General features: G+C 67.3%; 27 protein-coding genes. 10 read left to right on the forward strand and 17 right to left on the reverse strand.

Annotated features, from left to right (window positions below; translation table 11 throughout):
* Positions 1–7: 7 nt before the first annotated feature.
* Both ACFK0J_RS02570 and ACFK0J_RS02575 read right to left on the reverse strand, forming a co-directional pair.
* On the reverse strand, positions 8–1,324 hold the full coding sequence (locus ACFK0J_RS02570; protein WP_378736197.1) for a class I SAM-dependent methyltransferase: 1,317 nt from the start codon (positions 1,322–1,324) through the stop codon (positions 8–10).
* Positions 1,321–2,760, reverse strand: coding sequence for an FAD-binding oxidoreductase (locus tag ACFK0J_RS02575; protein WP_378736199.1), 1,440 nt, complete (start codon positions 2,758–2,760; stop codon positions 1,321–1,323). The genes ACFK0J_RS02570 and ACFK0J_RS02575 overlap by 4 nt, the downstream gene beginning before the upstream one ends.
* Positions 2,761–2,967: 207 nt before the next feature.
* Here ACFK0J_RS02575 and ACFK0J_RS02580 point away from each other — a divergent pair, with 207 nt between their 5' ends.
* On the forward strand, positions 2,968–3,402 hold the full coding sequence (locus tag ACFK0J_RS02580) for an SRPBCC family protein (protein WP_378736200.1): 435 nt from the start codon (positions 2,968–2,970) through the stop codon (positions 3,400–3,402).
* Between the two features lie 153 nt (positions 3,403–3,555).
* Here the strand turns inward: ACFK0J_RS02580 and ACFK0J_RS02585 are convergent, their stop codons facing one another.
* From ACFK0J_RS02585 to ACFK0J_RS02595, 3 genes are all read right to left on the reverse strand, one after another.
* Complete coding sequence (locus ACFK0J_RS02585) at positions 3,556–3,906, reverse strand: VOC family protein (protein WP_378736201.1); 351 nt, start codon at positions 3,904–3,906, stop codon at positions 3,556–3,558.
* Positions 3,907–3,921: 15 nt separating this feature from the next.
* On the reverse strand, positions 3,922–4,737 hold the full coding sequence (locus tag ACFK0J_RS02590; RefSeq protein ID WP_378736202.1) for a MerR family transcriptional regulator: 816 nt from the start codon (positions 4,735–4,737) through the stop codon (positions 3,922–3,924).
* A gap of 128 nt (positions 4,738–4,865) precedes the next feature.
* Positions 4,866–5,411, reverse strand: coding sequence for a hypothetical protein (locus tag ACFK0J_RS02595; protein WP_378736203.1), 546 nt, complete (start codon positions 5,409–5,411; stop codon positions 4,866–4,868).
* 11 nt (positions 5,412–5,422) lie between these two features.
* On the opposite strand from ACFK0J_RS02595, the gene ACFK0J_RS02600 reads away from it, so the two are divergent.
* Positions 5,423–5,569: a hypothetical protein gene (locus ACFK0J_RS02600; RefSeq protein ID WP_378736204.1), complete on the forward strand. Its 147-nt coding sequence runs from the start codon at positions 5,423–5,425 to the stop codon at positions 5,567–5,569.
* A 104-nt stretch (positions 5,570–5,673) separates the two neighbouring features.
* Here ACFK0J_RS02600 and ACFK0J_RS02605 read toward each other — a convergent pair whose 3' ends face one another.
* Complete coding sequence (locus tag ACFK0J_RS02605; protein WP_378736205.1) at positions 5,674–6,294, reverse strand: hypothetical protein; 621 nt, start codon at positions 6,292–6,294, stop codon at positions 5,674–5,676.
* Between the two features lie 209 nt (positions 6,295–6,503).
* On the opposite strand from ACFK0J_RS02605, the gene ACFK0J_RS02610 reads away from it, so the two are divergent.
* The 3 genes from ACFK0J_RS02610 to ACFK0J_RS02620 all read left to right on the forward strand — a co-directional run bounded on the left by ACFK0J_RS02610 (position 6,504) and on the right by ACFK0J_RS02620 (position 8,161).
* A complete protein-coding gene (locus ACFK0J_RS02610; protein ID WP_378736207.1) occupies positions 6,504–6,845 on the forward strand; it encodes a YbaB/EbfC family nucleoid-associated protein in 342 nt (113 codons plus the stop codon).
* A 20-nt stretch (positions 6,846–6,865) separates the two neighbouring features.
* Positions 6,866–7,474, forward strand: coding sequence for a recombination mediator RecR (recR, locus tag ACFK0J_RS02615; RefSeq protein ID WP_218472831.1), 609 nt, complete (start codon positions 6,866–6,868; stop codon positions 7,472–7,474).
* A gap of 69 nt (positions 7,475–7,543) precedes the next feature.
* Complete coding sequence (locus ACFK0J_RS02620) at positions 7,544–8,161, forward strand: LysE family translocator (RefSeq protein ID WP_378736209.1); 618 nt, start codon at positions 7,544–7,546, stop codon at positions 8,159–8,161.
* Positions 8,162–8,173: 12 nt separating this feature from the next.
* On the opposite strand, the gene ACFK0J_RS02625 is transcribed toward ACFK0J_RS02620, so the two are convergent.
* Both ACFK0J_RS02625 and ACFK0J_RS02630 read right to left on the reverse strand, forming a co-directional pair.
* On the reverse strand, positions 8,174–8,818 hold the full coding sequence (locus ACFK0J_RS02625) for a hypothetical protein (RefSeq protein ID WP_378736211.1): 645 nt from the start codon (positions 8,816–8,818) through the stop codon (positions 8,174–8,176).
* A 25-nt stretch (positions 8,819–8,843) separates the two neighbouring features.
* Positions 8,844–9,050, reverse strand: a complete 207-nt coding sequence (locus ACFK0J_RS02630; RefSeq protein WP_378736214.1) for a hypothetical protein — start codon at positions 9,048–9,050, stop codon at positions 8,844–8,846.
* A 231-nt stretch (positions 9,051–9,281) separates the two neighbouring features.
* Between ACFK0J_RS02630 and ACFK0J_RS02635 the strand changes: the two genes are divergently transcribed.
* The 4 genes from ACFK0J_RS02635 to ACFK0J_RS02650 all read left to right on the forward strand — a co-directional run bounded on the left by ACFK0J_RS02635 (position 9,282) and on the right by ACFK0J_RS02650 (position 13,647).
* Positions 9,282–12,002, forward strand: coding sequence for a circularly permuted type 2 ATP-grasp protein (locus ACFK0J_RS02635; protein ID WP_378736217.1), 2,721 nt, complete (start codon positions 9,282–9,284; stop codon positions 12,000–12,002).
* The gene (locus tag ACFK0J_RS02640; RefSeq protein ID WP_378736219.1) at positions 11,999–12,916 is read left to right on the forward strand and encodes a transglutaminase N-terminal domain-containing protein; all 918 of its coding nucleotides are present in this window, start codon (positions 11,999–12,001) and stop codon (positions 12,914–12,916) included. Before ACFK0J_RS02635 ends, ACFK0J_RS02640 begins: the two co-directional genes overlap by 4 nt.
* Before the next feature lie 102 nt (positions 12,917–13,018).
* The gene (locus ACFK0J_RS02645) at positions 13,019–13,276 is read left to right on the forward strand and encodes a type II toxin-antitoxin system Phd/YefM family antitoxin (RefSeq protein WP_378736221.1); all 258 of its coding nucleotides are present in this window, start codon (positions 13,019–13,021) and stop codon (positions 13,274–13,276) included.
* Positions 13,273–13,647 carry a type II toxin-antitoxin system VapC family toxin gene (locus tag ACFK0J_RS02650; protein ID WP_378736223.1) on the forward strand — a complete coding sequence of 125 codons (375 nt, stop codon included), beginning with the start codon at positions 13,273–13,275 and terminating at the stop codon, positions 13,645–13,647. Before ACFK0J_RS02645 ends, ACFK0J_RS02650 begins: the two co-directional genes overlap by 4 nt.
* Before the next feature lie 11 nt (positions 13,648–13,658).
* Here ACFK0J_RS02650 and ACFK0J_RS02655 read toward each other — a convergent pair whose 3' ends face one another.
* The 9 genes from ACFK0J_RS02655 to ACFK0J_RS02695 form a co-directional block, all read right to left on the reverse strand.
* Positions 13,659–14,453 carry an ABC transporter ATP-binding protein gene (locus ACFK0J_RS02655; RefSeq protein ID WP_378736225.1) on the reverse strand — a complete coding sequence of 265 codons (795 nt, stop codon included), beginning with the start codon at positions 14,451–14,453 and terminating at the stop codon, positions 13,659–13,661.
* Entirely contained in the window at positions 14,450–15,517 is a 1,068-nt protein-coding gene (locus ACFK0J_RS02660; RefSeq protein ID WP_378736227.1) for an ABC transporter substrate-binding protein, read from the reverse strand. The genes ACFK0J_RS02655 and ACFK0J_RS02660 overlap by 4 nt, the downstream gene beginning before the upstream one ends.
* Positions 15,514–16,395, reverse strand: coding sequence for an ABC transporter permease (locus ACFK0J_RS02665; RefSeq protein ID WP_378736229.1), 882 nt, complete (start codon positions 16,393–16,395; stop codon positions 15,514–15,516). Before ACFK0J_RS02665 ends, ACFK0J_RS02660 begins: the two co-directional genes overlap by 4 nt.
* Positions 16,396–16,538: 143 nt before the next feature.
* A complete protein-coding gene (locus ACFK0J_RS02670) occupies positions 16,539–16,973 on the reverse strand; it encodes a hypothetical protein (RefSeq protein WP_135234392.1) in 435 nt (144 codons plus the stop codon).
* A 57-nt stretch (positions 16,974–17,030) separates the two neighbouring features.
* On the reverse strand, positions 17,031–17,720 hold the full coding sequence (locus tag ACFK0J_RS02675; RefSeq protein ID WP_378736231.1) for a DUF2637 domain-containing protein: 690 nt from the start codon (positions 17,718–17,720) through the stop codon (positions 17,031–17,033).
* Between the two features lie 182 nt (positions 17,721–17,902).
* Entirely contained in the window at positions 17,903–18,613 is a 711-nt protein-coding gene (locus ACFK0J_RS02680; protein WP_378736233.1) for a type 1 glutamine amidotransferase, read from the reverse strand.
* Positions 18,610–19,878 carry a MurT ligase domain-containing protein gene (locus ACFK0J_RS02685; RefSeq protein WP_378736235.1) on the reverse strand — a complete coding sequence of 423 codons (1,269 nt, stop codon included), beginning with the start codon at positions 19,876–19,878 and terminating at the stop codon, positions 18,610–18,612. Before ACFK0J_RS02685 ends, ACFK0J_RS02680 begins: the two co-directional genes overlap by 4 nt.
* A 111-nt stretch (positions 19,879–19,989) precedes the next feature.
* Entirely contained in the window at positions 19,990–21,765 is a 1,776-nt protein-coding gene (locus ACFK0J_RS02690) for an FAD-dependent oxidoreductase (RefSeq protein ID WP_378736237.1), read from the reverse strand.
* 107 nt (positions 21,766–21,872) lie between these two features.
* On the reverse strand, positions 21,873–22,823 hold the full coding sequence (locus ACFK0J_RS02695) for an EamA family transporter (RefSeq protein ID WP_378736239.1): 951 nt from the start codon (positions 22,821–22,823) through the stop codon (positions 21,873–21,875).
* 153 nt (positions 22,824–22,976) lie between these two features.
* Between ACFK0J_RS02695 and ACFK0J_RS02700 the strand changes: the two genes are divergently transcribed.
* The gene (locus ACFK0J_RS02700; RefSeq protein ID WP_378736241.1) at positions 22,977–23,951 is read left to right on the forward strand and encodes a LysR family transcriptional regulator; all 975 of its coding nucleotides are present in this window, start codon (positions 22,977–22,979) and stop codon (positions 23,949–23,951) included.
* Positions 23,952–23,965 lie beyond the last annotated feature (14 nt).

Genomic DNA, 23,965 nt, shown 5'->3' on the forward strand with positions numbered 1-23,965 from the left:
CTGAGGGCTACGGCTGCCACCACGGGCGCAACGGCACGGTCCAGTCGCCGTCTTCGGGCAGCTTCACGCCGAGCACCTGGTGCAGCTGAACAACGTTGCGCTGGAAGCCGAGTCGGCAACCCGCCATGTACAGGCCCCACACCTTCGCGGTGCCCTCGCCGACCTCGGCGACGCACGCGTCCCAGTTCCGCACCAGGTTCTTGCACCATTCGTGCAGGGTGAGCGCGTAGTGCTCGCGCAGGTTCTCCTCGTGCAGCACCTCGAGCCCGATGTTCTGGATCTCCGAGATGATCCGGCCGGAGCCGATCAGTTCGCCGTCCGGGAACACGTAGCGGTCGATGAAGTCACCGGCCTTGGTGGTCCGGGTGTTGTCCGGCCGGGTGATGCAGTGGTTCAGGAACAGGCCGCCATCGCGCAGCTTGCCCTTGATGTAGTCGAAGTAGTACGGGTAGTTGTGCACACCGATGTGCTCGGTCAGTCCGATCGAGGACACCGCGTCGAAGCCGCTCTCCGGGATATCCCGGTAATCGGAGTGCCGCACCTCGGCGAGATCGGCCAGGCCCTGCTCGGCGATCTTCTTCTGCGCCCATTCCGCCTGCTCGGCCGAGAGCGTCGCGCCGATCACCTTGACGCCGCGCTTGGCCGCGTAGCGGACCATGCCGCCCCAGCCGCAGCCGATGTCGAGCAGCCGGTCGCCTTCCTTCAGTCGCAGCTTCTCGAAGATCAGCCGGTACTTGTTCTCCTGCGCCTGCTCCAGCGTCCAGTCCTCGTCGCCGTAACACGCGCAGGTGTAGGTCATCGACGGGCCGAGCACGTACTCGTAGAACTTGTTGGAGACGTCGTAATGGTGGTGGATGGCCTCGGCGTCGCGAGTCTTGGAGTGCCGCAGGCCCTCCAGCGCGATCCGCCGCCAGCGCGGCAGCGTCTCCTGCGGCGGCGGCGCCACCGGCTTGAGCCGCTCCCAGCCCAGCGAGCGGGCGATGGTGACCAGCGCGAGCGCGGACGGGCGGTGGAACTTCAGCCCGTCCATCGCCCGGAGAATGTCGTAGGGGTCGCCGGGATGGACACCGCTCGCGGTCATGTCGCCCGCGATGTACGCACGGGCCATGCCGAGGTCGCCGGGCGCGGTGGCCAGGTAGTTGATGCCACGCGGCGTCTTGATCTCCAGCCCGTACTTCGAGTCCGCCGGGCCGGTCGTGCTGCCGTCGTACGCGGTCAGCCGGATCGGTACCTCGCCGTCGATCAGCGTCTCGAATATCTCGGCAATGCTGAGTTTGGTCCCTAGATCCGCTAAGACGTCGGAACGGTCCTTGAATGTCGTCATTTGCGTTGCACCGCCTTCGAATACAAATCCAGCAGCCGCTGGTCTGGGTCGTAGCGTTTCTTCAGTTCGGTGTAGATATTGCCGCCGTACAGTGCCGCGAACTCATCCTTGTCGTAATAGGAATCCGAGTACAGCGACTTATGTCCGTCGAAGTCGGTCACGGTGCGCTCGATCGCCCGGTTGGCCGCTCCTTCCTGCTGTCCGGGCACGGTGGGGACGGCAGACCAGAAACCGACGTTGACATACGTGCGGTTCGGCTCGAGCGGGTACAGCGGCCAGGTGCGCTCGGATGTCTCGGGCGCGCCGGTGTCGCGCAGCCGCAGCGGGCACAGCCAGATCGGCTCGATCGGAATCTCGCGCAGGAACCACTCGACGAAGTCGGCGGTGCGTTCGACCGGCACCTCGATGTCCTGCACCACCCGCTCGCGCGGCGGATTGCCCTGCCGGGCCTCCAGCTTGTCGGCGATGTGGTACTTGTGGTCGAGCGCGATCAGTTTCCAATAGAAGCTGCTGCGCCGGTAGCGCTTCGGCCAGAACCGGCGGATCTTCGGATTCTGCGTGCCGAAGGCGCGCGAGCACCAGAACCAGTCGGTGTCCCAGCGCCAGAGGTAGTCGTGGATGGTCAGCCGGTCGCGTTTCGGTTCGGCGGAGTCGTGCTGGATGGACCGGTAGAAGATGTCCATTCCGGTGTAGTCGCTGACCGGGCCCGGCTCGTCGGTTTGGCGACCGAGGGTCAGGTAGCTCTCGTCGGCGGTGAACACCACGCCGTCGAGGTAGTCCACCCGTTCACCGTCGTAGGACTTCTCGTCGACGATCGTGGCGAGGGTCCGCTCCAACTCGCGCAGGTCGTGGAACCGCAGGTGCCGCATGGCCACATAGGGCCGCACGGCTTCCAGCTCGATCTTCAGCCGGACCGAATAGCCGAGCGTGCCGTAGGAGTTCGGGAAGCCGCGGAACAGGTCGGCGTGCTCGTTGTCCGGGGTGGCGGTGATGATCTCGCCCGCGCCGGTCAGGATGTCCATCTCCAGCACCGACTCGTGCGGCAGGCCATTGCGGAACGAGGTCGACTCGATGCCGAGGCCGGTGACCGCCCCGCCGAGGGTGATCGTCTTGAGCTGCGGCACCACCAGAGGTGCGAGGCCATACGGGAGGGTGGCGGCAACCAGGTTCTCGTACGTGGTCATCCCGGCCACGTCGGCGGTCTTCGCCACCGGGTCCACCGCGATCACCTCTGCCAGCCCGGATACATCGAGGCCGGGCGCGGGGTTCTTGGCCCTGGCCCGGAACAGGTTCGACGTTTTCTTCGCCAGCCGCACGTTGGCGTCGCCGGGAATAGCGCGATAACTGGCCAGGAGTCGATCCACCCCGGCCTGATGCGCGGCATACCCGGATTCGCGTGCGGCCGGTGCGCGTCCGGCCTTCCCCAACAGACTCACTGCCACTCCTCGACGCTAGTACGCACCGTTGTGTGAGACCACCACGAGGGCACCGTCTCGGGAGAAATGTCACGCATATGTTGCAAGGCGGAATATCGCCCCGACCGGAGAAGTTCGCCACACGACTCGACCGCTGTGCCGCGCGGCAGCCGCTACAGGGCAGGATGGACACCGGTCGAGATACCGTACCCGGACAAGGAGCTCATTGTGGGACAGGTCAGCGCCAGTAGTTCGATCGCCGTGGCGGCGGATCCGCAGCGCACCCTCGAGGCCATTTCGGACTACGAGACGGTGCGGCCGCGCATTCTTTCCTCGCACTACCGCAACTACAAGGTCGTCGAGGGTGGCAAGGGCGCGGGCACCGTGGCGGAGTGGACGCTGCAGGCCACCGAGAAGCGCACACGCAACGTGCACGCCGTCGTCACCGTCTCGGATTCCATTGTCACCGAACGGGATTCGAATTCCACCATGGTGAACACCTGGACCGTGACGCCGGACGGCGCGGGCTCGCAGGTCACGCTACGCACCACCTGGCAGGGTGCGGGCGGTATCGCGGGCATCTTCGAGGGGATCTTCGCGCCACTCGGACTGAAGAAGATCCAGGCCGAGGTGCTCGGCAACCTGCAGCGCGAGCTCGCCTGAGGCACGCGCACCAGCGCCTGACGCATGCGCACCAGCGCCTGACGCACGCGCACCAGCGCCTGACGCATGCGCACCAGCGCCTGACGCATGCGCACCAGCGCCTGACGCATTAGCGCCGCCCGGCACCTGAGTGCCGGGCTGCGCTCGTCTCGGCTACTTCGCGCCGATGTCGAAGAGATTCCCTTCGGGGTCGGCCAGCGTGGTCCACTTCGCGCCGTACTCGTCGAAATCGCCGATGCGCTTGGCGCCCAAGCTGACCGCGCGCTCGATGTGCTGATGCCAGTCCTCGGCGATCAGGTCGAGGTGGATCACGTTCTTGCCCGGCGTCTTGTCCGGCACCCTGATGAACATCAGCACCGGCGAGGCCCCCGCCTCGCGGCCGATGGTGGCGAATTGTTCGGACGCGCCCTGGTCGACCGGGAGGTCCAGCAACTCGGACCAGAATCCGGCGAGAGCGGCGGCATCGGTGCAGTCGACGGTGACGTGTGCGAGCGACAGGGTCATATTGTCTCCACTTTCTCAGAGCAGGCCGATCGGCCAGCAGACTTCGGTGCGGTAGGCGGTCGGGTCGTCGGTGTCGGCGGGGCCGCGCAGGTACCGTTCCCGAACCGGTTCGGTGAGCGCGCTGTCGTGCTCGGCGACGTGGCTGCCCAGCGCGCCGTAGGTGCGGTCGAAGTCGTCGAAAGGTCCCTGGTGCAGCGCGATCGCGAAGTGCCGCGCCGGTAGCTCGATCACCGATACCCGGTCGAACGGTTCGATCCTGGCGGCGGCCGGGATCGGAACATAGGCCACCACCTCGCCGAGGTCGTTCTCGAAGAACTCCATGGAATAGGTGGCTCCGTCGACGCCGTCGGGTTCGATGCCCGCCGCGATCAGCGTCTGGTGCAGCAGTGGGTACGACGCCTGGCACCATGGGCCGATCTCTTCCCGGCTCACCAGGTCGGTGACCGCGAGCGCGGAAAAGGCCGGGATCGAACGGTATTCGACGGCGATCGGCGCGGCGGGGGTGAGCAGCGAACGCAGCGACGCGACCACCGAGCGGGTCCGGACCAACTCCGCTTCCATCCGTTCCAGATGGGCGCGCAGGGCCACGTTGCGGGTGTCGTCGTCGGGCGCGGCCAGCACAGCCTTGATCTCCGGCAGCGGCATGTCGAGCTGACGCAGACGCCGGATCAGATGTGCCTGTGCCACTTGGTCCGTCGAGTACCGCCGATACCCGGACCCGGAGTCGACCGCGACGGGCTCGAGCAGTTCGATGTCGTGGTAGTACCGGAGCGTTTTCACACTCAGGTACGTCAACCTGGCGAACTCCCCGATGGAGACGGTCGCTGTCATGCCTCCCAGCGAACACCCTCCAGCGGGGGGAGAGTCAACTTTTCGGCGAGAAGATTCAGGCGAGCACGAAAGTCAGCAGGATTGGATCCGGCTTGACACGTACGTGTCAGGAGCGTCGAACAGTGGCGCTACGTCGAATGCATAGTGAACTCGACGCTGTACTGGACGTTGCCAGGAGCGGTGGTGTACCCATTGGTCGCCGTGAAGTCACAGCGCGCTCGGAGCCTATAAGTGGTGTCGAGTCGAAGATCGGTAACGACCGAGTGCCACCAGTAGTCGGCGGGAATGCCCGCGTGGTAGTCGCTGTACCCGCCCTTGCCTTCGACGACGGCGCCGCAGTTCATCGGGCCTCGCACGATTGCCTGCACGGACGGCGAGAGTCGAAGCGACCAGATCAGCCTGTTGCCGCCATCTGCGTTCTGGTTGGCGTAGACCACATCGCCGGTGAAACTACCGTGCAGACCGTCGTAGCGATAGCGAGTGTCATTCGGGTGGTAGTGATAGACCCCCCGGGCGGGTCCGCGGTGGCGTGGGGCGCCAACGCGAGCACGGTTGCCAAAATAGCCGCGAGTGCGGCAACGGCAGTGGTTAAGGGACGTGCCTGCGCACAGATACTGCCCTGCATTCGAACTCCCCCTGTGGAACGTTTTCGATTTCGACGTCGACGCGATCACCCTCTTGCAGAGTGAGCACATCCCCCTCCACGATGCTGGACAAGTGGAACCACGCGGGTGGCCCGTCCGGGCGGGTCAGCACACCGGTGCCGTTGCGGCTGTTCCATCGGTACACCGTGGCCTGCTCCACCGGACTGCTCCCTTCGACGCCTTACTGATCTGACTTGCCCATGATCGCCCCTGTGAGGTTGGCGCGCACTTGAATTCGACGCGCACCTGAATTGGAGGAATGGTCAATCGCGGCGAGGTGTCGCGAGAAGATTCAGGCGAGCACGAAAGTCAGCAGCATTGTGTGTTGGAAGGCGCCGCGCCACCAGGAGTAGCCGAACCAGACGCCGGGTGTGACCTCTCGGATTTCGTCGTAGACGGGGGGTGTGGGGGACGGGGCGTAGTTCAGGGCCCATGTCGGCCTGCCGTCCAGTAGGGCGGGGGCGGTGTAGACGTGTGCGGGCCAGGCTTCGACTCCGGCGCCGGTGACGCGGTTCATCAGGTGGCCGCCGTCGGGGCCGGTGTAGAAGGTCTTGCCGATCCACAAGCCGGAGGCAATGCCCTGGATCGTCGGTGGCCTGGTCACCCAGCCGTTCTTCACGCCCATCGGGACATCGCCGCGGGGTGCGTCGCGGAAGACGGCGTCCTGCTGCTCGGCCGAACATCGGAAGCGCAGCGAGTCGATCGTGGCGGCCTTGTTGTCCGGGTAGAGGACGCAGCCGCCGCCGTAGTCCGCCGCTGCCTCGGTGACATCGGAATCGGCGGCGGCCGTCGGACCGGTCGAGCCGAGGAAGAGACTGGGGATTCCCAGCGAAAGCACCAGAGTGCTCAGGAAACGTACTCGGATCGCGTGCATAGCTATCTCCCGAACTGCCGCACCGGTCTCCCGACTCACATCCGATGGTAAGTCGATCTTGCGGCTCTGCTTCCAGAACTACCCAACCTGTTACCAGCCATGCATCGGAGACATAACGACCGGTCGGGACGTATATTGCCGGGCGGATTTCGGTACCGAGGTCCGTCCGATCGGTCCAGGCGGCTCCGGCCCGCCCGCGCGTCAGGACTAGGCTGATCAGTGACACTTTCCCCAGAGAGGAATATGCCGTGCAGCCCGGTGGTCAGTTCGACATGCAGCAGTTACTCGCCCAAGCCCAGCAGATGCAGCAGGCGGTGATGGAAGCTCAGGCCGAGCTCGCCGCGGCCGAGGTGGAAGGCCAGGCAGGCGGTGGGCTGGTCAAGGTCACCATCAAGGCGTCCGGTGAGGTCGTTTCGCTGACCATCGATCCCAAGGCGGTCGACCCGGAGGACGTGGAGACGCTGCAGGACTTGGTGATCGGCGCCGTCAACGCCGCGATGGCCAACGCGCAGCAGCTCGCGGCCGAGCGCCTCGGCCCACTCTCCGGTGGACTCGGCGGCGGCTCGCTGCCCGGTCTGCCGAACTTCTGATAGCCACGAGGACATAGCCGTTGTACGAGGGTCCGGTTCAGGATCTGATCGACGAGCTGGGCAAGCTGCCCGGCGTCGGTCCGAAGAGCGCGCAGCGCATCGCTTTTCACCTTCTTCAGGTGGAGCCGCCGGAGATCGACCGGCTGCAGGCCGCCTTGCAGAAGGTGCGCGACGGCGTGCAGTTCTGCGTGGTCTGCGGCACCGTTTCCGACGGCGAGATGTGCCGCATCTGTGCCGACCCACGCCGCGACCGCACCATGATCTGTGTGGTCGAGGAGCCCAAGGACGTGCAGGCGATCGAGCGCACCCGTGAGTTCCGTGGTCGCTACCACGTGCTCGGCGGTGCGCTCGACCCACTCAGCGGTATCGGGCCGGACCAGCTGCGGATCCGGGAGCTGTTGGCGCGCATCGGCAACCAGGAGGACGGCATCGATGTCAGCGAGGTGATCATCGCGACCGACCCGAATACCGAGGGCGAGGCGACGGCCACCTATCTGGTGCGGATGCTGCGCGACTTCCCCGGTCTCAGCGTGACCAGGCTGGCGTCGGGATTGCCGATGGGCGGCGATCTGGAATTCGCGGACGAGTTGACGTTGGGCCGCGCACTCTCCGGACGCCGCGCGCTCTAGTTCCGCGCCAGGTCCAGCCCCGAATCCGCGGGGGTTGCGGTACGCCGGGTACGAGTTACTGTGTCGGAGATGAGCATCGAATTCATGCTGACAACGCTCGTCATCGTTGCCACCCCCGGCACCGGCGCGCTGTTCACGCTGGCGGCGGGCCTTTCCCGGGGCACGAAGGCAAGCATGATCGCTGCATTCGGTTGCACGCTCGGCACCGTCCCGCACATGATCGCGGCGATCACCGGTCTGGCGGCGCTGCTCAATGCGAGCGCCGTCGCATTCCAGACGTTGAAGTATCTCGGTGTCGCCTACCTGATCTACATGGCGTGGAGCACTTTCCGCGACAAGGGTGTGCTCACCGTGCCCGAGGAGAGCGAGCAGACCACCCAGTCGGCCCGCAAGGTGATCATCTCGGCGGTGCTGCTCAATATTCTCAACCCCAAGCTGACCATCTTCTTCTTCGCGTTCCTGCCGCAGTTCGTGCCCAACGGGTCACCGAATGCGTTGGCGCGCATGCTCGAACTCAGCGCCATCTTCATGCTCGCCACGTTCGTCGTGTTCGCGATCTACGGCGCGTGCGCTGCGGCGGTCCGCAGCCACGTCATCTCCCGGCCCGCCGTGGTGACCTGGATGCGCCGGGTGTTCGGCGCCTCCTTCATCGCGCTGGCCGGTCGCCTCGCCGTGCAAAACCAGTAGGCCGCAAGGCAATCAGAGTTCGACGCGGGACCACGGCAGCGTGTGCATGCGGCTGCGGTCACCGGTGGCCCAGTCCCAGATGACCGCGGACACCGTCGGGGCGTCCAGCACCGTGGTACCGAAGTGCTTGTCCGGCGAGCCATCTCGGTATTCGAGGGTGAACGCGCCGGTCTTTTCCCGGTAGGTCTGCATGTAGACCTGGTCGTCGCGTTCCACCACCAGGTAGGGGTTCGGCGGGGCAAGCTCGGAAACCCACTGATCGGCAAGGGGTTTGGTCAAGTAGGGGAACTCGCCCGCGCCGCCGTGGGTGACCGTGGCGGGCACATGCCCGGCCGGGTCGATCAGCCACGCCAGCTGCGGGTCGTAGACCGCGTAGTCCAGCGGTGTCGCGATCGAGAACAGCAGCTGCCGGACGAAGCCGATCGCGTCGTACGGGCACGAGACCCGCAGCGCCGCGCCGGTCGCGCCACCGCCCACCGGGGCGGCGCTGAGGAAGCTGTCGTCTTCGGGCAGTTCCGCGTCGGCGGTGTTCAGTTCGGCCGCGATCCGGGTAACCATGCTCGTCTCCGGAACCCCCTGCTGAGTGCTCAGGTAAGCGTCGACCTCGGGGATCGACGACGCGACACCGGACGGCAGCAAGACGTGGTCATAGCTCACCCGGACAGGGTACGTACGGTCCGGATCAGGCCAGGCGACGGGCCGTGTCGGGCTCGGCGCAGGCGCAGCCGCCCGCCACATCGGCGCAGTCGACGACGAAGGTGTGCCTGATGTAGTCGAGATCTACGCAGTCGCCCTCGGTGCATTCGGTGAGCCTGCTCGCATGGACGATGAGGGTGCCGTGACAGTGGTCGACGGCGGATTCGCAGGATGAACAATCCGGCGCACGCATGTGACCTCCCGACGAGATCGGTTCGTTATCTTTTGTCTACCACTCCCGCGCTCCGCGCTGCGGGAGATCGGCGATGTGTGTCGCGTCGCGGTTTCGGTACGCCGGCTGCCGGGCCATGTCGGCGCCGGTGTGGTGAACTTGCTGCATGGGCATCGAGGTGTCGCTCGACCACCGGACCCGCCGCGCTGTCGATCGGCGGCGAGTGCGCCCGCTGGAAGCGCGGTCGGGGCGGTGACGCTCCGCGAGGACGCGCGACCCGAATCGACTGCCGGGGCAGAGGTCCGCGAGCAGGTGATCGAGCAGTTCGCCCGCTACCGCGCCGAGAGCGCCGCGTCCGGCGCCCGCGACGAATGCGGCAGGCCCACCGACGGCTACTACGACGAGCTGGTGGCCCCGGACGGCACCGTGCGCCGGATGTGGTCGGAGCTGTCGGCGGACTTCGTCGAGATCGGCACCGCCGGGCTCGGCAGGTTGCACAGCCGGGTACGCAGGCTGGTCGAGGACGACGGCATCACCTACACCGAGTTCGGCGAGTCGGGGGAGACGCAGAACGCGCCGTGGCGGCTCGACCCCATTCCGCTGCTCGTCTCCGTCGACGACTGGAGCCGGCTGGAGGCGGGGCTGGTGCAGCGCTCGCGGGTGCTCGACGAAGTGCTCACCGATATCTACGGGCCGCGCCGGATGCTGACGTCGGGGCTGCTGCCACCTGAAGTGATCTTCGGCAGCAACGGCTATGTGCGTGCCGCGCACGGCATCACGGTGCCGGGGCGGCACCAGCTGTTTCTGCATGCCTGCGACGTCAGCCGCTGGAGTGACGGCCAGTTCCGGGTGGTCGCCGATTGGGCGCAGGCGCCCTCGGGCGCCGGGTACGCCCTCGCCGATCGCCGGGTCGTGTCGACGGCCATCCCGGAGGCGTTCGAGCATTCCAATCCGAAGCCGCTCACGCCGTTCGTCCGGGCGATGCGCCTGATGCTCATCGAATCCGCGCAGGCGGTCGAGGACGACGATCCGGTTGTGGTGGTGCTGAGCCCCGGCGTGCATTCGGAGACCGCCTTCGATCAGGCCTATCTGGCGTCGATGCTCGGGTTCCCGCTGGTGGAGAGCGCGGACCTGGTGGTGCGTGACGGTGCGCTGTGGATGCGGTCGCTCGGCACGCTGAAACGGGTCGATGTGGTGCTGCGTCGGGTGGACGCGGAATTCGCCGATCCGCTCGACCTGCGGCCGGATTCGCGACTCGGGGTGGTCGGTTTGGTCGAGGTGCTGCGCCGTGGCGCGGTGACCGTGGTGAACACCCTGGGCAGCGGATTGCTGGAGAACCCCGCGTTGGCGCGGTTCCTGCCGGAACTGTCCAGGACCTTGCTCGGCGAGGAGCTGCTGCTCGACAGCGCACCGTCGTACTGGGGCGGTGACGACACCGAGCGGGCGCATCTGGTGCGCAACCTGGACCGGCTGATCATTCGGTCGGTGGTGGACGGCGCCACCGTGTTCGGCCCCGAACTGTCGGAGGCGCAGTGCGCGGAATTGCGGGCCAGGATCGAGGTGACCGGCTGGCAGTGGGTGGGGCAGGAACCCGCGCAGTTCTCGGTGGCACCGGCTGTCGAAGGGTATGGCGGACTCACCCCGGCGCCGGTCGGTATGCGGCTGTTCTCGCTGGCCCGGCGCGGTGGTTACACGGCGATGACCGGTGGTCTCGGTCAGCTCGGTCAGCGTATCGAGCCCGACGACTCGGTCGTCAAGGTGGCCGCGAAGGACATCTGGGTCAGGGCGGCACCGAGTGCCGTTCCGGCGGTGGGTACCGAGGCGCCGCGTGAGGAACGCGAACAGCGCACCGTCGCGGGCGCGGCGGCCGTCACTTCGCCACGTGTGCTGAACGACCTGTACTGGATGGGCCGGTACGGCGAACGCGCCGAAGCCGCCGCTCGCCTGCTCATCGCCACCCATGACCGCTACCGGGACTACCGTTACCGGCCCTGGCTCGACGGTGCCGAGGCGCTGCCGGTCCTGATGGGGGCGTTGGCTCGGACGACCTCGACCGTCGCCCCGGCTGCCGAGTTGACCGATGTCAGCGGCGCGGAGAACGCGGAAGCTCGTGTGGAGCAGGATGATTCGACAGGAGACCAGGAACTCGGTCCGGCCGCTGGGGCGGCAGTGTCGCGCGTGGGGCACGACTACCTGGTGGCATTGACGATCGACCGAGAACTGCCCGGGTCCCTGGCTTTCGCGATCGACCGGTACGAGAACGCCGCGCGTGCGGTGCGTGACCAGTTGTCCGGCGATACCTGGATGATCCTGAGTGCGGTGGATCGAGCGCTCGCGGAGTTCCGTGGTGGCGAGGGCGACCGGGAGAGCGAGTTGGCCGCGGTGCACTCGCTGACCCTGGCGGCGCTGCTCGCCTTGTCCGGCATCGGCGCCGAGTCGCTGGTTCGCGATTCCGGTTGGTACGTCATGGATATCGGTAAGCGGATCGAGCGGGGATTGGCGTTGACGGCGTTGCTGTCGGCGGCGCTGACCCAGGAATTCCCGGAGGAGGCCGAACGGGTGGTCACCGAATCGGTGCTGCGGGCGGCCGAGTCCCAGGTGAGTTACCGTCGGCGGCATCGGGATTCGGTGCGCGTCGCCGCGGTCGCCGAACTGCTGTTGTTCGATACCGCCAACCCGCGTTCGCTGGCCTACCAGCTGGAGCGCATCGATGCCGACTTCCAGGCGCTGCCCGGTGCGTCGGGATCGACGCGGCCGCAACGCTTGCTCGCCGACGCCCAACGGATGCTGCGTCGCCTCGATTCGGACGATCTCGAGGTGACCGACGACGCGGGTGTCCGCACCGAACTCGCCGAACTGCTCGAGGGTGTGCACCTGCGGCTGCGCAAGCTGTCCGATTCGTTCGAAACCTCGAAACTGTCGCTGCCCGAAGGGTTTCAGCCGCTGTGGGGCAGCACGCGGGTGGTCGGATGAGCGGCCCGGACGGTCGCGCCCGGCGTTACCGGGTGGCACACCGCACCACTTACTGCTACTCCGACGACGTGCACAGTTCCTACGGGCGCGCCTACCTGACGCCGCGCGAATTCCCCGGCCAGCGGTTGCTCGCGCACGACATCTCGATCGAGCCCGCGCCGTCGGATCAGTCCATCGGCTCGGACGTGTACGGCAACACCACCTCCTACTTCCATGTCACCGACGAGCACCGGACCCTGGTCGTCGCGGGCGAATCCATTGTCGAGGTGGATCGTCCGGACCACACCGCCGTCTGCCCGGCCGCCCAGCCGTGGGAGAACGCGCGCCCGACCGGCGCGACGGGCCCGCTGGCCGTGGAGTTCACCCTCGACCTGTACCCGCCCGAGATCACACCTGAGGTCACGGCTTACGCGGCGGAATCGTTGACGCCCGGCCGCCCGCTGCTGGCCGCGGTGGCCGACCTCAACAGCCGCATCCACCGCGACTTCACCTACCGGTCCGGCTCCACCACCGTCTCCACCCGGGTCGCCGACGTGTTCGCGGCCCGCGCCGGCGTCTGCCAGGACTTCGCGCGGATCGCGGTGGCCTGCTTGCGGTCCCATGGCCTGGCCGGCCGCTACGTCTCCGGCTACCTGGCCACCGATCCACCGCCGGGTCGGGAGCGCATGGTCGGCGCCGACGCCACCCACGCGTGGGCCGCCGTCTGGGTGCCCGGCAGCGATCAACACGACCGAACCGGTCACTGGATCGACTTCGACCCCACCAACGACCAATTCGCCGACGAACGCTACGTCACCGTCGCCTGGGGCCGCGACTACGCCGACGTCCCCCCACTACGCGGCATCATCTACACCGACGCCAAGGACAGCACCATCACCGTCTCGGTCGACGTCTCCCCGGTGCGGGCGCAATAGCCCGTGCGGGTTTCCGCCAGCCCGAGTCACCGGTAGTCGGGCGGGGGGACGGACTAGCTACGTGGAGCTAAGTGGACTTAGCTCTTAGCTAAGGAGGTGGCCATGTCCGGAGGCGCGGCCGAGCAGTACAACATCCACGATGCGAAAACGAACCTGTCACGAATCATCGAGCGCGTCGAGCGTGGCGAGGAGATTGTCATCAGCCGTGCTGGTCACCCCGTCGCGAAGGTGGTCCCGCTGATCCGCAAGGGGAACCGTGGCGGGCGAGGCTCCCTTCGTGGCAGGCTCGTGCTGGCTCCGGACTGGGACTCGGATGAGACAAATGCCCAGATCGCTGACGACTTCGGCACCACGTCGTGAGCTTGCTGCTGGACACCCACGTGGTGCTGTGGTGGCTGACCGACGACCCAGCGTTGTCCGACGAACTGAAGGAGCGGCTCGACCACGACCCGGACGTCTACGTGAGTGCGGCGACGGTCTGGGAAGCCGCCATCAAACAAGCCCTCGGCAAGTCGGTCGGGCCGGTCGATCTGCCCGAGCACATCAGGGGCAGCGGGTTTGCTCCGCTGCCTATTGACTACGAGCACGCCATCGTCGCCGCTCGGCTGCCGCTGATCCATCGCGATCCGTTCGACCGAATTCTGGTGGCGCAGGCGCGATGTGAGAGTCTCACGCTGGTGACGCATGATGCGTGGTGTCAGAAGTTTGAGGTCGCTGTCCTCGCCGTGTGAGTGCTGGATCCTTAGCCGTGGGCGGCGTAGATGTGGGCTGAGACCTCGTCGCGCATGGTGGTGAAGGCGGGGTGGGCGCGGGTTGTGGTGAAGGAGGGGGTGGGGAGGTCGGCTTTGAAGGAGGTCGGTTTGTCGTAGATGATGCGGCCGGGGCGGGTGCCCATGACCAGGACGCGGGTGCCGAGGAGTAGGGCTTCGTCGATGCTGTGGGTGACGAAGAGGACGGTTTTTCTGCGGTCACGCCAGAGGGTGAGCAGTTCGCCTTGGAGCTTTTCGCGGGTGAGTGCGTCCAGGGCGCCGAAGGGTTCGTCCATCAGGATGATCTGTGGATCGTTGACGAGAACGCGGGCGATCTGGGCGCGTTGTTGTTGGCCGCCGGACAGTTCGTAGGGGCGGCGGCCGCCGAGGTGGTCGAGGCCGACCAGGGCCAGCATGCGTTCGGCCTCGGCGGTGCGCCGACCACGCGGCACGCCACGGACTTTCGGGCCGAACTCGACGTTCTGCCGGACCGACAGCCAGGGGTAGAGATTGGGCTGCTGGAAGACGACGCCGCGGTTCGGGTCGGGTCCGGTGACCGGACGACCACCGACCCGCACCGTGCCTTCGCTCGGCTCCAGAAACCCGGCAAGGATGTTCAGCAGCGTCGACTTCCCACAGCCGGAAGGGCCTACTACACAAACGAATTCGCCGCCATCGATGGTCAGATCGGTCGGTGCGAGCACCGGCGCCGGTCCGCCATCGCCGCGGTAGCTCTTGCTCACCCCGGCGAGAACGACGCGCTGCCGGACGAGCTCGTCGCCCGTCACGAGGCCGCCCCCGCAGCCGCGTCAGCGTAAATGCCGTTCCGGTAGGCGGATTCGTCACCGACCGCGTCGATGCCGCCTTGGCTCAACAGGAATTCGGCCGTCTGACGCAGATCGCCGCCGAACCCACCGCCCAGATACTTCACGTCGGTCTGTTCGGCCGCGCGGAGGTAGGTGTATCCGGCCAGCTGCGGTCCGACCAGTGTGGGCTCGATGCCGAGTTGCGCGCCGAGCGAGACGGCGGCGGCCTCCGGCTCGGTCCGCAGCTGATGCACCGCGTGGTCCTGTAACTTCGCCCAGACCACCGCGAATCGCGCGTTGTCCGCGAGGAACTTCGTCCGCGCGACTGCCACATCGAAGGTGGGCGCGCCCGCGGCCGCGGTGTCGGCACTGGAGGTGACGAGATGCCCGCCGGATTCGATGAGCTTCGACAGGGTCGGATCCCACACCCACGCCGCGTCGATCTGATCGCCGTTCCAGGCGCCGGGAATCGCATCCGGCTTCATATTGATCAGCTGCACATCGTCGGCCAGTCCGGCTTTACCGAGCGCGGCGAGCAGACTGTAGTGCGCGGTGCTGCCGAACGGTGTCGCGATGCGCTTGCCCCGCAGCTCGGCCAGCGTGGTGACCGACTTGTCCTTGGCCACCAGCGATTCCGACGTGCCGATGACATCGTGGATCCACAGCACCCGCACCGGCAGGTGCAACGGCGCGGATAGTGCCTTGGCCGCCGGACTCGACCCCATGGTGCCGATGTCGAGGCTGCCCGCACCGAACGCCTGGACCACGTCCGCACCCGAGGAGAACTGGCTCCAGGTGACTTTCGCGTTCGGCAGGCAGGCGGCGAGCAGGCCGCGATCCTTCACGAACAGATCGGCATTGGGGATCGCCTGGAAGCCGAGCCTGGCCTCCGTGGTGACGCTCGGGTCGGGAGTGAACGGGCAGGTCGCCGGTGTTCCGGTGGCGCCGGTGTCGCCGCGGCCGGACTCCACGCACCCGGCGATCGTCGCGGCAACGGCTGCGATGGCGAGAGCGGTCGTGACGACCCGGCGGACTGCGGATTTCATACCTTGCCTTTCCACGGAACCGCTGTAGCGCCCACGATCTTGATCGCCGAGTCGAGCACCAGTGCGGCGCAGCCGATCACGATGATGCAGGCGATGGTCAGCGGCGTATTCAGCTGCGTGCCCGCGATATACGCGAGGCCACCGATGCCCGGTATGCCGTTGTTGAGCTCGGCGGCGACCACGGTGGTCCAGGCGAACGCGGTGGCGATCCGGATGCCGCCGATCACTTCGGGCAGCGTCGCGGGCAGCACCACGCGCGAAATAACCTGGGCCCGACCGGCACCCAGTGAGCGGGCGGCATTCAGGTAGTCCTGCTTCACCCCGGTGACGCCGCTCAGCGTGGCGACGGCGATGGGTGGGAACGCGGCGAGGAAGAGCAGCCAGATCTTCGACAGATCGCCGATGCCGAACCAGACGATCAACAGACCGATATAGCCGAGCGGCGGCAGTGACCGCAGAAAGTTCAGAATCGGCTCGGTGACCAGCCGCACCGGCGTGAGCATGCCCATCACGAACCCCACCAGCGGGCCGACCACGATCGCGATGCCGACTCCGGCGCCGATCCGCTGCAGGCTGGCCAGCAGATGCTCCCACAGGTAATAGTTCTGCTCGCCGATCACCGTACGATCCACGCCCGCCGCGATCCGATGCCGGGAGTTGGCCCGTACGAACGCCTCCCACACCGCGTGCGGCGACGGCAGATACAGCGGATCGACCAGGTCCGCCGCGGTGATCACCGCCCACAACCCGAGCACGAGCAACAGCGCTGCCACGCGGGTCAGTGCCGGAACCAACAGGCGGCGATAGTTCCTCGGGCGCCGCGCCGCCGCGACAGGGGTGTCGACGGTCGGCGTGTCCGGCGTGGTAACCGCGGTCATCCGGCGCTCCGGTGAAGGCCCACGTCGGGCACGGCACTCTCCTCGTAATTCGGCAAACCTCGACGTTATCGGTGCCGACAGGGCCGAAGGAGAGTTAAGAACGCCGTGAACTTAATTCGCCGCCGCGGCGCACGGCGGCCTGATCAACCTATTCCGTTGACGCTGCCGTTCATGCCGACATGTTCCCCAATGTTCCCCGCCAGCCACTGATTCTGCGCCAAGGTCTCGAAAACACAGATCAGCAGCAACTTTCGACTGCGCCGACTGACCGAGTACTCGAGATCGGGCGCGGCTTCCGGCCCGCGCAGCGCGCTGGAGATGCCTTTACGCAGGTTCGGCTCGGACAGCAACCAGAACAATTCCGGTCCGATCAACACCGATTGCCCGCCGGTCTCGTGGAACCAGCGACCGGCGAATTCGATCAGCAGGTCGGTGAACGCGTCGCCGCTTTCCACCGCCTCGGTGAGTTGGCTCAGTGCGCCCGACCGGTCGACGCTGCTTTGGATCACCGAGGCTAGCCTGCTCGCTACTTCCCGAAACTGATCGACGTCCTGGTCCTGCCAGACTGTGAGAGACATGCGTTTTCTCCATCGAAGTCGTCGAGCACGGATGAGTTACCTGCTGCCGCCGCGGGACTAACGGTGATTGAGCGGGACGAGCTTGCGTCCGTCGGCGGTGTCGAAGGTGTTGAAGCGCATCGGTGTATTCGGTCCGGTACTGAAGGGCGCGGCGGCCTGCGGGGTCGGCTTGGCTAGATCGTGCCCATTGAGCTGCGGCGACGCCACCATCTCCGGTACCTCCTCCACTGCGGGCTGCGCCACTTCCGCGGTGGCGAAGATCGATCGTGACCCGGTGCTGCGGGCCAGCAGGAGAAGGGTGAGGTGCACCGCGAACAGCAGGGTCAGCGGCATCCCGGCGTAGATGATCAAAGACACCGGCCCACCGCCGATTTCCCGCGCGTACTCGATATTTCCGGCCACCGACACCATTGTCGAAATGACGAAAAGTGCCGTCGCATACCACCAGCCGGCGCTGCGTTTCGGGAATGACGCGGTGGCGACAATGGAGCCGACCACCAGGCCGTCGATGGCGATCGGCACATTCGCCGCCAGCTCGGCTTCGACCAGGTTGCGCACGGCCAGATGGTGTAGTGCGGCAAAAGACATCTCGAACGCCTTGAAGGCCACCACCGACGAAACGATCAGCGACAGGTATAACGGGCGCGGCCGTAGGATGCTGCGCCAGCGCGTCCAAACCGGTGGACGGCGTGGCAATACCGGCTGCTCCATTGATTCGGCAGATAACCCCGGCGTGATCGTCGTCATAGCGGCGAGCGTAGCGTGCGAATAGCTCTATGCGCCGGAGCCGATCGGGTCGAGTCGCGTTGAATCGGCATTATTGCCGAACGGTATGGATAACAATCGCACACGATCGACATAGTTCCACCTGAAGGCACAGGCGAGTCGGCTGTGCCGACACCGGCCGCGTACCGCGCTGCGCGGAGTTACTACGCGCGCAGCCGTTCGCGGCGAAGTTGCTCGACTTCCGGCATGGCGAGCGGGGCCAGCTCCGTCACGCCGAGCGCGCGCGCCAGCAGCAGGTCGGCGAGTTCGGGGTTGCGGGCCAGCGCGGGACCGTGCATGTAGGTGCCGATCACCGAACCCTGCACCACGCCTTCGAGGCCGTCACCGACGCCGTTGCCGACGCCGCGGGTGACCCGCGCCAGACCGGTGGCCGCGCCACCGAGTTTCGTGCCACCACGGTGGTTTTCGAAACCGGTCAGGGCCGCGGTGAGTCCGGCGAGCATGGGCGTGGTGGTCACCTCGCCGATCGCGCGCTCGGTGCGCGGGGAGGTGGTGACGTCGATCATGCCGACGCCGTCGACGCGCTCGCCCGACGACGTCTCGTACCACTGGCCGAGCACCTGGATGGCGGCGCAGATGGCCAGCACCGGAGCGCCTTTGGCGGCCGCCTGCTGCAGGCCCGGGTAGCGCCGCAAGTGCCGGGTCGCCAGTCGCTGCGCCGAATCCTCGGCGCCGCCAAGGGTATAGATGTCCAGCGACTCGGGAACCGGGTCGGCCAGGGTGATTTCGACGACCTCGGCGTCGTAGCCGCGCAACCGCAACCGTTGCCGCAGCACCAGTGCGTTGCCGCCGTCGCCGTAGGTACCCATCACGTCTGGCAGCACCAGTCCGATGCGCACGGTGGATTCACTCATGACTTGGCCTCGAGATCACGGTTGAGGTCCCGGAACGCGGTATAGTTGGCCAGCACCTCGACGTGGCCCGCCGGGCAGGAGGCGATGGCGCGCAACGGGTTCGGCACGGTGGTGTGTTCGACGCCCGCGTAGGTGAGGCGCACCGCGAGATCGGTGGCCCGCTCGCCCGCTGCGACCACCTGGACGCCTTCGAAATGTTCGAACCGCACGTCCCACAGCCAGGACAGGTCCTCGCCGTCGGGAACCTGGCCGTTCACCGCGATCACCAGTCCGGCCGAGGAGGGTTCGATCATCGACAACGCTTCCTGCCAGCCCGCCGGGTTCTTCGCCAGCAGCAGGCGCGCGGCATGCTCGCCGACCTGCACTGTTCGATAGCGGCCCGCGATCTCGCGCACCGTGCCGGTCGCCGCGACGGCCTCGGCGGCGTCCGCACCGAGCGCGACCGCGGCGGCGACCGCCTGCGCGGCGTTGCCCCGGTTGGCCCGACCGGGCAGCGCCAGCTTCAGCGGCAGTCGCAGTCCGTCGGGGCCGACCAGGTCTTCACCGTCGAGCCACCAATTCGGTTCGGGCCGTTCGAAATCCGCACCGGTGCTGCGCCAGTGTTGCCCCACTCCGCCGGCTGCCGTCCCCGAGCGTTGCCCCTCCCAGACGATCGGCTCACCGCTGCGCGGGCAGCTGGTGGCGTCCATCGACCAGCCGCTGCCCGCCGCCACCCACACCACGTTCGGGTGGTCGTAGGCGATCGAGGTGACCAGCACGTCATCGCAGTTGGCGATCACGACGGTGTCGGGGTGGCGGGCCAGACCGGCGCGCAGCTTGCGCTCGATCATGTTGATCTCGCCGACGCGGTCCAGCTGGTCGCGGCTGAGGTTCAGCAGCACCACCGCGGCTGGGTTCAGCGCGTCGGTGACGTGCGGCAGATGCAGTTCGTCCACCTCGATCGCGGCGAGCGGCGCGCCACGATGGGCACTGAGCGCGGCCACGATGCCCGCGTCCATATTGGCGCCGTCGGCCTGGGTGGCGACCTCGCCGAGGGTGCTGAGCGCCGCGGTGGTCATCCGCGTCGTGGTGGATTTGCCGTTGGTGCCGGTCACCAGCACCGTGCGCCGACCGCGGCCGAGCTGGTCCATGATCGTCTTATCGATCCGCAGGGCGATGAGCCCGCCGATCATCGATCCCTTGCCTCGTCCCGCCTTCTGCGAGGCCCACGACGCTGCCGCCGCCGCCCGCAGTGCGATACGCCCGCGCACCGAAATGTCTGCCACGCCGCGAGTCTATGTTCGACCGGGCCGCACGGCGTGCCCCGGCCCGGTGGTGTAGCCCACCCGGCCCGCCGCCGCGGCGGTCAGCCCTGGTAAGCGGGGGGATCGATCACCTCAGATCGGGACGTCGAACAGGTTGGGTTGGCCCGCGGCGTAACGATCCGCGTCGATCCGGCGCAGCGGTTCCAGCTCGGTCGCGCGGTACAGCGTGAACATCCGGCAGCGTTCGGCGTTCGAGCCCGCCACGTCGAGCAGGGCATTCACCGCCGCCCGCGCGGACTCGTTGGCGCCCTCCATGGTGGCAAGGTCAACGTTGGTGCGCACGTAATCACCTGCGAGGAACAGGTTTTCGAGCTCACCGTGCGGTTCCGGCCGGAAGTCCCACGAGCCCGCGGTGTTGATCAGCAGCGGGTCGGCGTTGGCGTTGCGGCGTTGGCCCGGCTGCCAGGTGATGCCGGGGTCGAGGAACCAGGAGTGCAGGTCGGCGTCGTGCAGCAGCTCGCCGCGGTCGTCGAGATGTGCCGTCATCTGGGCCCACACCTCGCGAGCGATCTCTTCGTGGGTGCATTCCTTGGCCGGTTTGCCGAACAGGATGCCCGGCGTGTTCCAGTCGGAGATGTCGACGGACAGGCAATCCTGCACCGTGCCGTCGCCGAATTCGCTGAATTTGGTTGTCCACAACTGGTTCTGGGTGATCGAGGTGAGCGCCCACGGTGCGTCGATGTAGGCGGTGTGGCCCTTGGAGATATCGGCGGGCCTGCGCAGATAGAACTGGATGCCGTTCATCCAGTCGGTGACGAGCTGGTCCATTCCGGCCAATTCGGGGCGCACGGCGAGCACGTCGGACGACCACAGGGCGCGTGCCTGCTCGGCGGGCATGGCGACCACGAAGTAGTCGGCATCGATGCTGCGCTGCGCGCCGGTCTGGTCCACGATGCGGGCGGCGGTGATCCGGCGGTCCCGCAGCTCGAGCCCGCGCACCTCGGCGCCGAGCACGAATCGCACGCCCAGCTCGCGCATCCGCTGGAGCCACGGCTCGATCCAGACGGCGTTGGTCGGCCCGTTCAAGACTCGGTCCAACCCACCGTCGTTGCCGATCTCGGCGGGGTTGCCGAGGAACTGTTCACCCATGTTGCCGATGGTGCGGACGCTGGCGACGTCCTCCTTCGCCGCGACCATGATGCTGGTCAGCGTGCGGGACAGCAGAGCGCGGAACTCGTGGGACCGCGCGTGGCCGCCGACGTACGCGCGCCAGGAGGTGTGTTCCCACTGGCCGAACCGGCGCGCGTCGCAACTGGTGTTGAACACCAGCAGGCGGTCGGCGAAGTAGAGGCCTTCGTTGGCGGGCATTTTCAGTGCGGTCGCGAGCGTGGCGCCGAGGGTTTCGCGAAAGCTGTCCGGCGAGAACGCCATTCGAGAACGCGGGCCGAGCGGCAGCCGGAAGTCGTCGCCGTCGCGCCGGGCGAAGCGCGCCTCCGGCACCGCGATCAAGTTGTTCCATACGCCGTTCGGATTGTCCGCGAAGGGGATTCGCCGCATGGTGTCCGGCACATGTTGATAGAAGCCGGGGAAGAAGCGAAAACCGTGTTCGCCGGGTAGATCCGGCCGCCCCGCGGATCCGGTGCCGGGTACCGGCACGCTGCGTGCCTTGCCGCCCCAGGCGCGTCGCTCGAAAATCGTTACCTGGAAACCGCGTTCGGCCAGTTCGTGCGCCGCGGTCAAGCCCGCGACGCCACCGCCGAGTACCGCAACCCGCCTGCCGCCCGCACTGCCCGCGGCAGGCCCCGGTCTCAGCGCACCGCCGATCAGTGCCCCCGATGCCACTACCCCCGCCGCGACCGTTCCGCGAAGTACTGCCCTCCGCGAAACGGCCCACCGATTTTCTGCCATGCGCCGCTCTGTGCCTAGCCTCGGGAACCTTTGTTACACGCTGTCACTACTGTAAAGCGCCAGGTCCATCCCGCCCCACTCGCCACCCCCAAGCTAGCCACCGCTCGTCAGGTCTTGGCCAATTGCTTCGGCTGCCCGGCCGCCGCGTCCAACTCGACGGCCTGGTCGGGGGCAACGGTGCGGCGCTTGCCCGAGGTAGCGGCGAAGGCACCCGCGATGACGACGACCCCGCCGACCAGCGATAGCGGAGTGGGGGTTTCATCGAGGAACACCCAAGCGGCGGCGATGCCGACGACCGGAACAAGCAACGAGAACGGGGCGACGATACCCGCCGGGTAACGGCTCATCAGGTAGGTCCACAGGCCGGTGCCCGCGATCGTCGCCAGAACAGCGATATAGGCGAGGGCCGCCAGAGCAGGCCAGCCGGTCGAGGAGAACGACTCGACCAGAGCGTGTACCCCGGTTGTCGGGCCTTCGGCGAAGGCGGACAGCGCGAACATCGGCACTGGTGGGACGGCGGTCGTCCACAGCATCAGGTGCAGCGGGTTGATACCCGGGGCTTCGGTAGTGGCTTGCCGGGCACCGATATTGCCGAACGCCCAGCCGAGCCCGCCCGCCAGCGTGAGCAGCACGGGCGCCAGCGTGGCGTGTTCGAGCCGGTCCCAGCCGATCACCGTCATACCGGCCATCGCGACGGCGATACCCGCGACCTGGAGCGGCCGGATGCGTTCGCGCAGGAACAGCGTGCCGAGCAGCACGGTGAACGGTGCGGAGGATTGCAGCACCAGCGAGGCCAGGCCGGTCGGCATGCCCACCCGCATGGCGGTGAACAGGAACGCGAACTGCAGGATGCCGAACCCGGTGCCGTACAACAGGATCCAGCGCATCCGCACCCTCGGGCGCGGGATGAACAGCAGCACGGGGACCGCGATGACCGCGAAGCGCAACGCCGCGAAGAAGAAGGGCGGGAAGTGGTCCAGCCCGATGCGGATGGCGAGGAAGTTCAGTCCCCAGAGCAGGACGACGGTCAGTCCGAGCAGGCGGTCACGAGTGGTCACGCTCCAATCGTGAGGTCAGCGAACCATCAGAACAATCGAATTAATGTGCACTATCGATGTAGTTTTGCTTCATGATCCGAATCCGTCGCACACCGGTATCCGGTGCCCCTGCTGACGGGCGAACCTGTGGATGATCAGCCGACAGGACCGCCGATGTCGGTCGAGCGGCTGCGCGTCCTGCGTGAATTCGCCGATCGCGGCACCATCGCCGCTGTCGCCGCCGCCCTCTCGATGACGCCGTCGGCCGTCTCACAGCAGCTCAAGGTGCTGGCCAGGGAAGCGGGCGTCGCACTCCTCGAACCCGACGGCCGCCGCGTCCGCCTCACCGACGCGGGCCACGCGCTGGTCGTGCGCGCCGACGAAGTGCTGGCCGCGATGGATCGGGCCGTCGCCGAGATGGCGCACTACCGGGGTTCACCGCGCGGCCGCGTTCGCGTCGCGGTGTTCCCCTCCGGCGGCGCGCTGCTGCTGCCACTGGTGCTGCCCGCCATGAAGGACAGTGGCGTCGACATCGTCGCCAGCGACGTAGACCTGCCGCCGTCCGAGGTGTCCCGGCTGCTCGCCGACTACGACGTGGTGCTCACCCATCGCGACGAGCGCGCCGCACCGATCGCCGACCCACGGGTCACCGTGCGTGTCCTGATGCGCGAACCCATCGATGTCGTTGTCGCACCGACCCATCGACTCGCGGGCCACGCCGCGGTGACCCCGGCGGAACTGGCCGACGAAACCTGGCTGAGTGTCCGCGGCGGTTTCCCGGTCGACGATGTGCTGCGCTCGATCGCCACCCTGACCGGCGTCCAACCCCGAATAGCTCAGCGGCTCAACGAGTTCCGCCTCATCGAAACGCTGGTCGTCACCGGGTACGGCGTCGCCCTCATGCCGCGCTACTCGGTAGCCCACCCCGACCTGTCCGTGCTGCGCCTCACCGGCGTCCGCGCCGCCCGCAGCTACGAACTCGCCACCCGCCCGCGCGCCGAACATCGTCCCGCCATCGCGGCGGTGCTCGAGGCATTCCGTTCGGCCGCGGCGAATGTCACTGCCGAACCCCCGCCGCCGACCGGATCTGCCACGCACGGTCGAGGCAACCTTGCGGGCGGTAGAAAACAGCGCGGCCCCGGCGGGTAAGCACCGGGGCCGCA

This window comes from Nocardia brasiliensis (assembly GCF_042691675.1).
Taxonomy (GTDB): domain Bacteria; phylum Actinomycetota; class Actinomycetes; order Mycobacteriales; family Mycobacteriaceae; genus Nocardia; species Nocardia brasiliensis_D.

Excerpts from the sequence above, each read along its gene's own strand:
- ACFK0J_RS02570 (WP_378736197.1), bottom strand. The coding sequence starts at position 1,324 with ATGACGACATTCAAGGACCGTTCCGACGTCTTAGCGGATCTAGGGACC.
- ACFK0J_RS02630 (WP_378736214.1), bottom strand. The coding sequence starts at position 9,050 with ATGCGTGCGCCGGATTGTTCATCCTGCGAATCCGCCGTCGACCACTGT.
- ACFK0J_RS02670 (WP_135234392.1), bottom strand. The coding sequence starts at position 16,973 with ATGTCTCTCACAGTCTGGCAGGACCAGGACGTCGATCAGTTTCGGGAA.
- ACFK0J_RS02675 (WP_378736231.1), bottom strand. The coding sequence starts at position 17,720 with ATGACGACGATCACGCCGGGGTTATCTGCCGAATCAATGGAGCAGCCG.
- ACFK0J_RS02590 (WP_378736202.1), bottom strand. The coding sequence starts at position 4,737 with ATGACAGCGACCGTCTCCATCGGGGAGTTCGCCAGGTTGACGTACCTG.
- ACFK0J_RS02690 (WP_378736237.1), bottom strand. The coding sequence starts at position 21,765 with ATGGCAGAAAATCGGTGGGCCGTTTCGCGGAGGGCAGTACTTCGCGGA.
- ACFK0J_RS02665 (WP_378736229.1), bottom strand. The coding sequence starts at position 16,395 with ATGACCGCGGTTACCACGCCGGACACGCCGACCGTCGACACCCCTGTC.
- ACFK0J_RS02645 (WP_378736221.1), top strand. The coding sequence starts at position 13,019 with ATGTCCGGAGGCGCGGCCGAGCAGTACAACATCCACGATGCGAAAACG.
- ACFK0J_RS02620 (WP_378736209.1), top strand. The coding sequence starts at position 7,544 with ATGAGCATCGAATTCATGCTGACAACGCTCGTCATCGTTGCCACCCCC.
- ACFK0J_RS02680 (WP_378736233.1), bottom strand. The coding sequence starts at position 18,613 with ATGAGTGAATCCACCGTGCGCATCGGACTGGTGCTGCCAGACGTGATG.
- ACFK0J_RS02585 (WP_378736201.1), bottom strand. The coding sequence starts at position 3,906 with ATGACCCTGTCGCTCGCACACGTCACCGTCGACTGCACCGATGCCGCC.
- ACFK0J_RS02660 (WP_378736227.1), bottom strand. The coding sequence starts at position 15,517 with ATGAAATCCGCAGTCCGCCGGGTCGTCACGACCGCTCTCGCCATCGCA.
- ACFK0J_RS02640 (WP_378736219.1), top strand. The coding sequence starts at position 11,999 with ATGAGCGGCCCGGACGGTCGCGCCCGGCGTTACCGGGTGGCACACCGC.
- ACFK0J_RS02700 (WP_378736241.1), top strand. The coding sequence starts at position 22,977 with ATGTCGGTCGAGCGGCTGCGCGTCCTGCGTGAATTCGCCGATCGCGGC.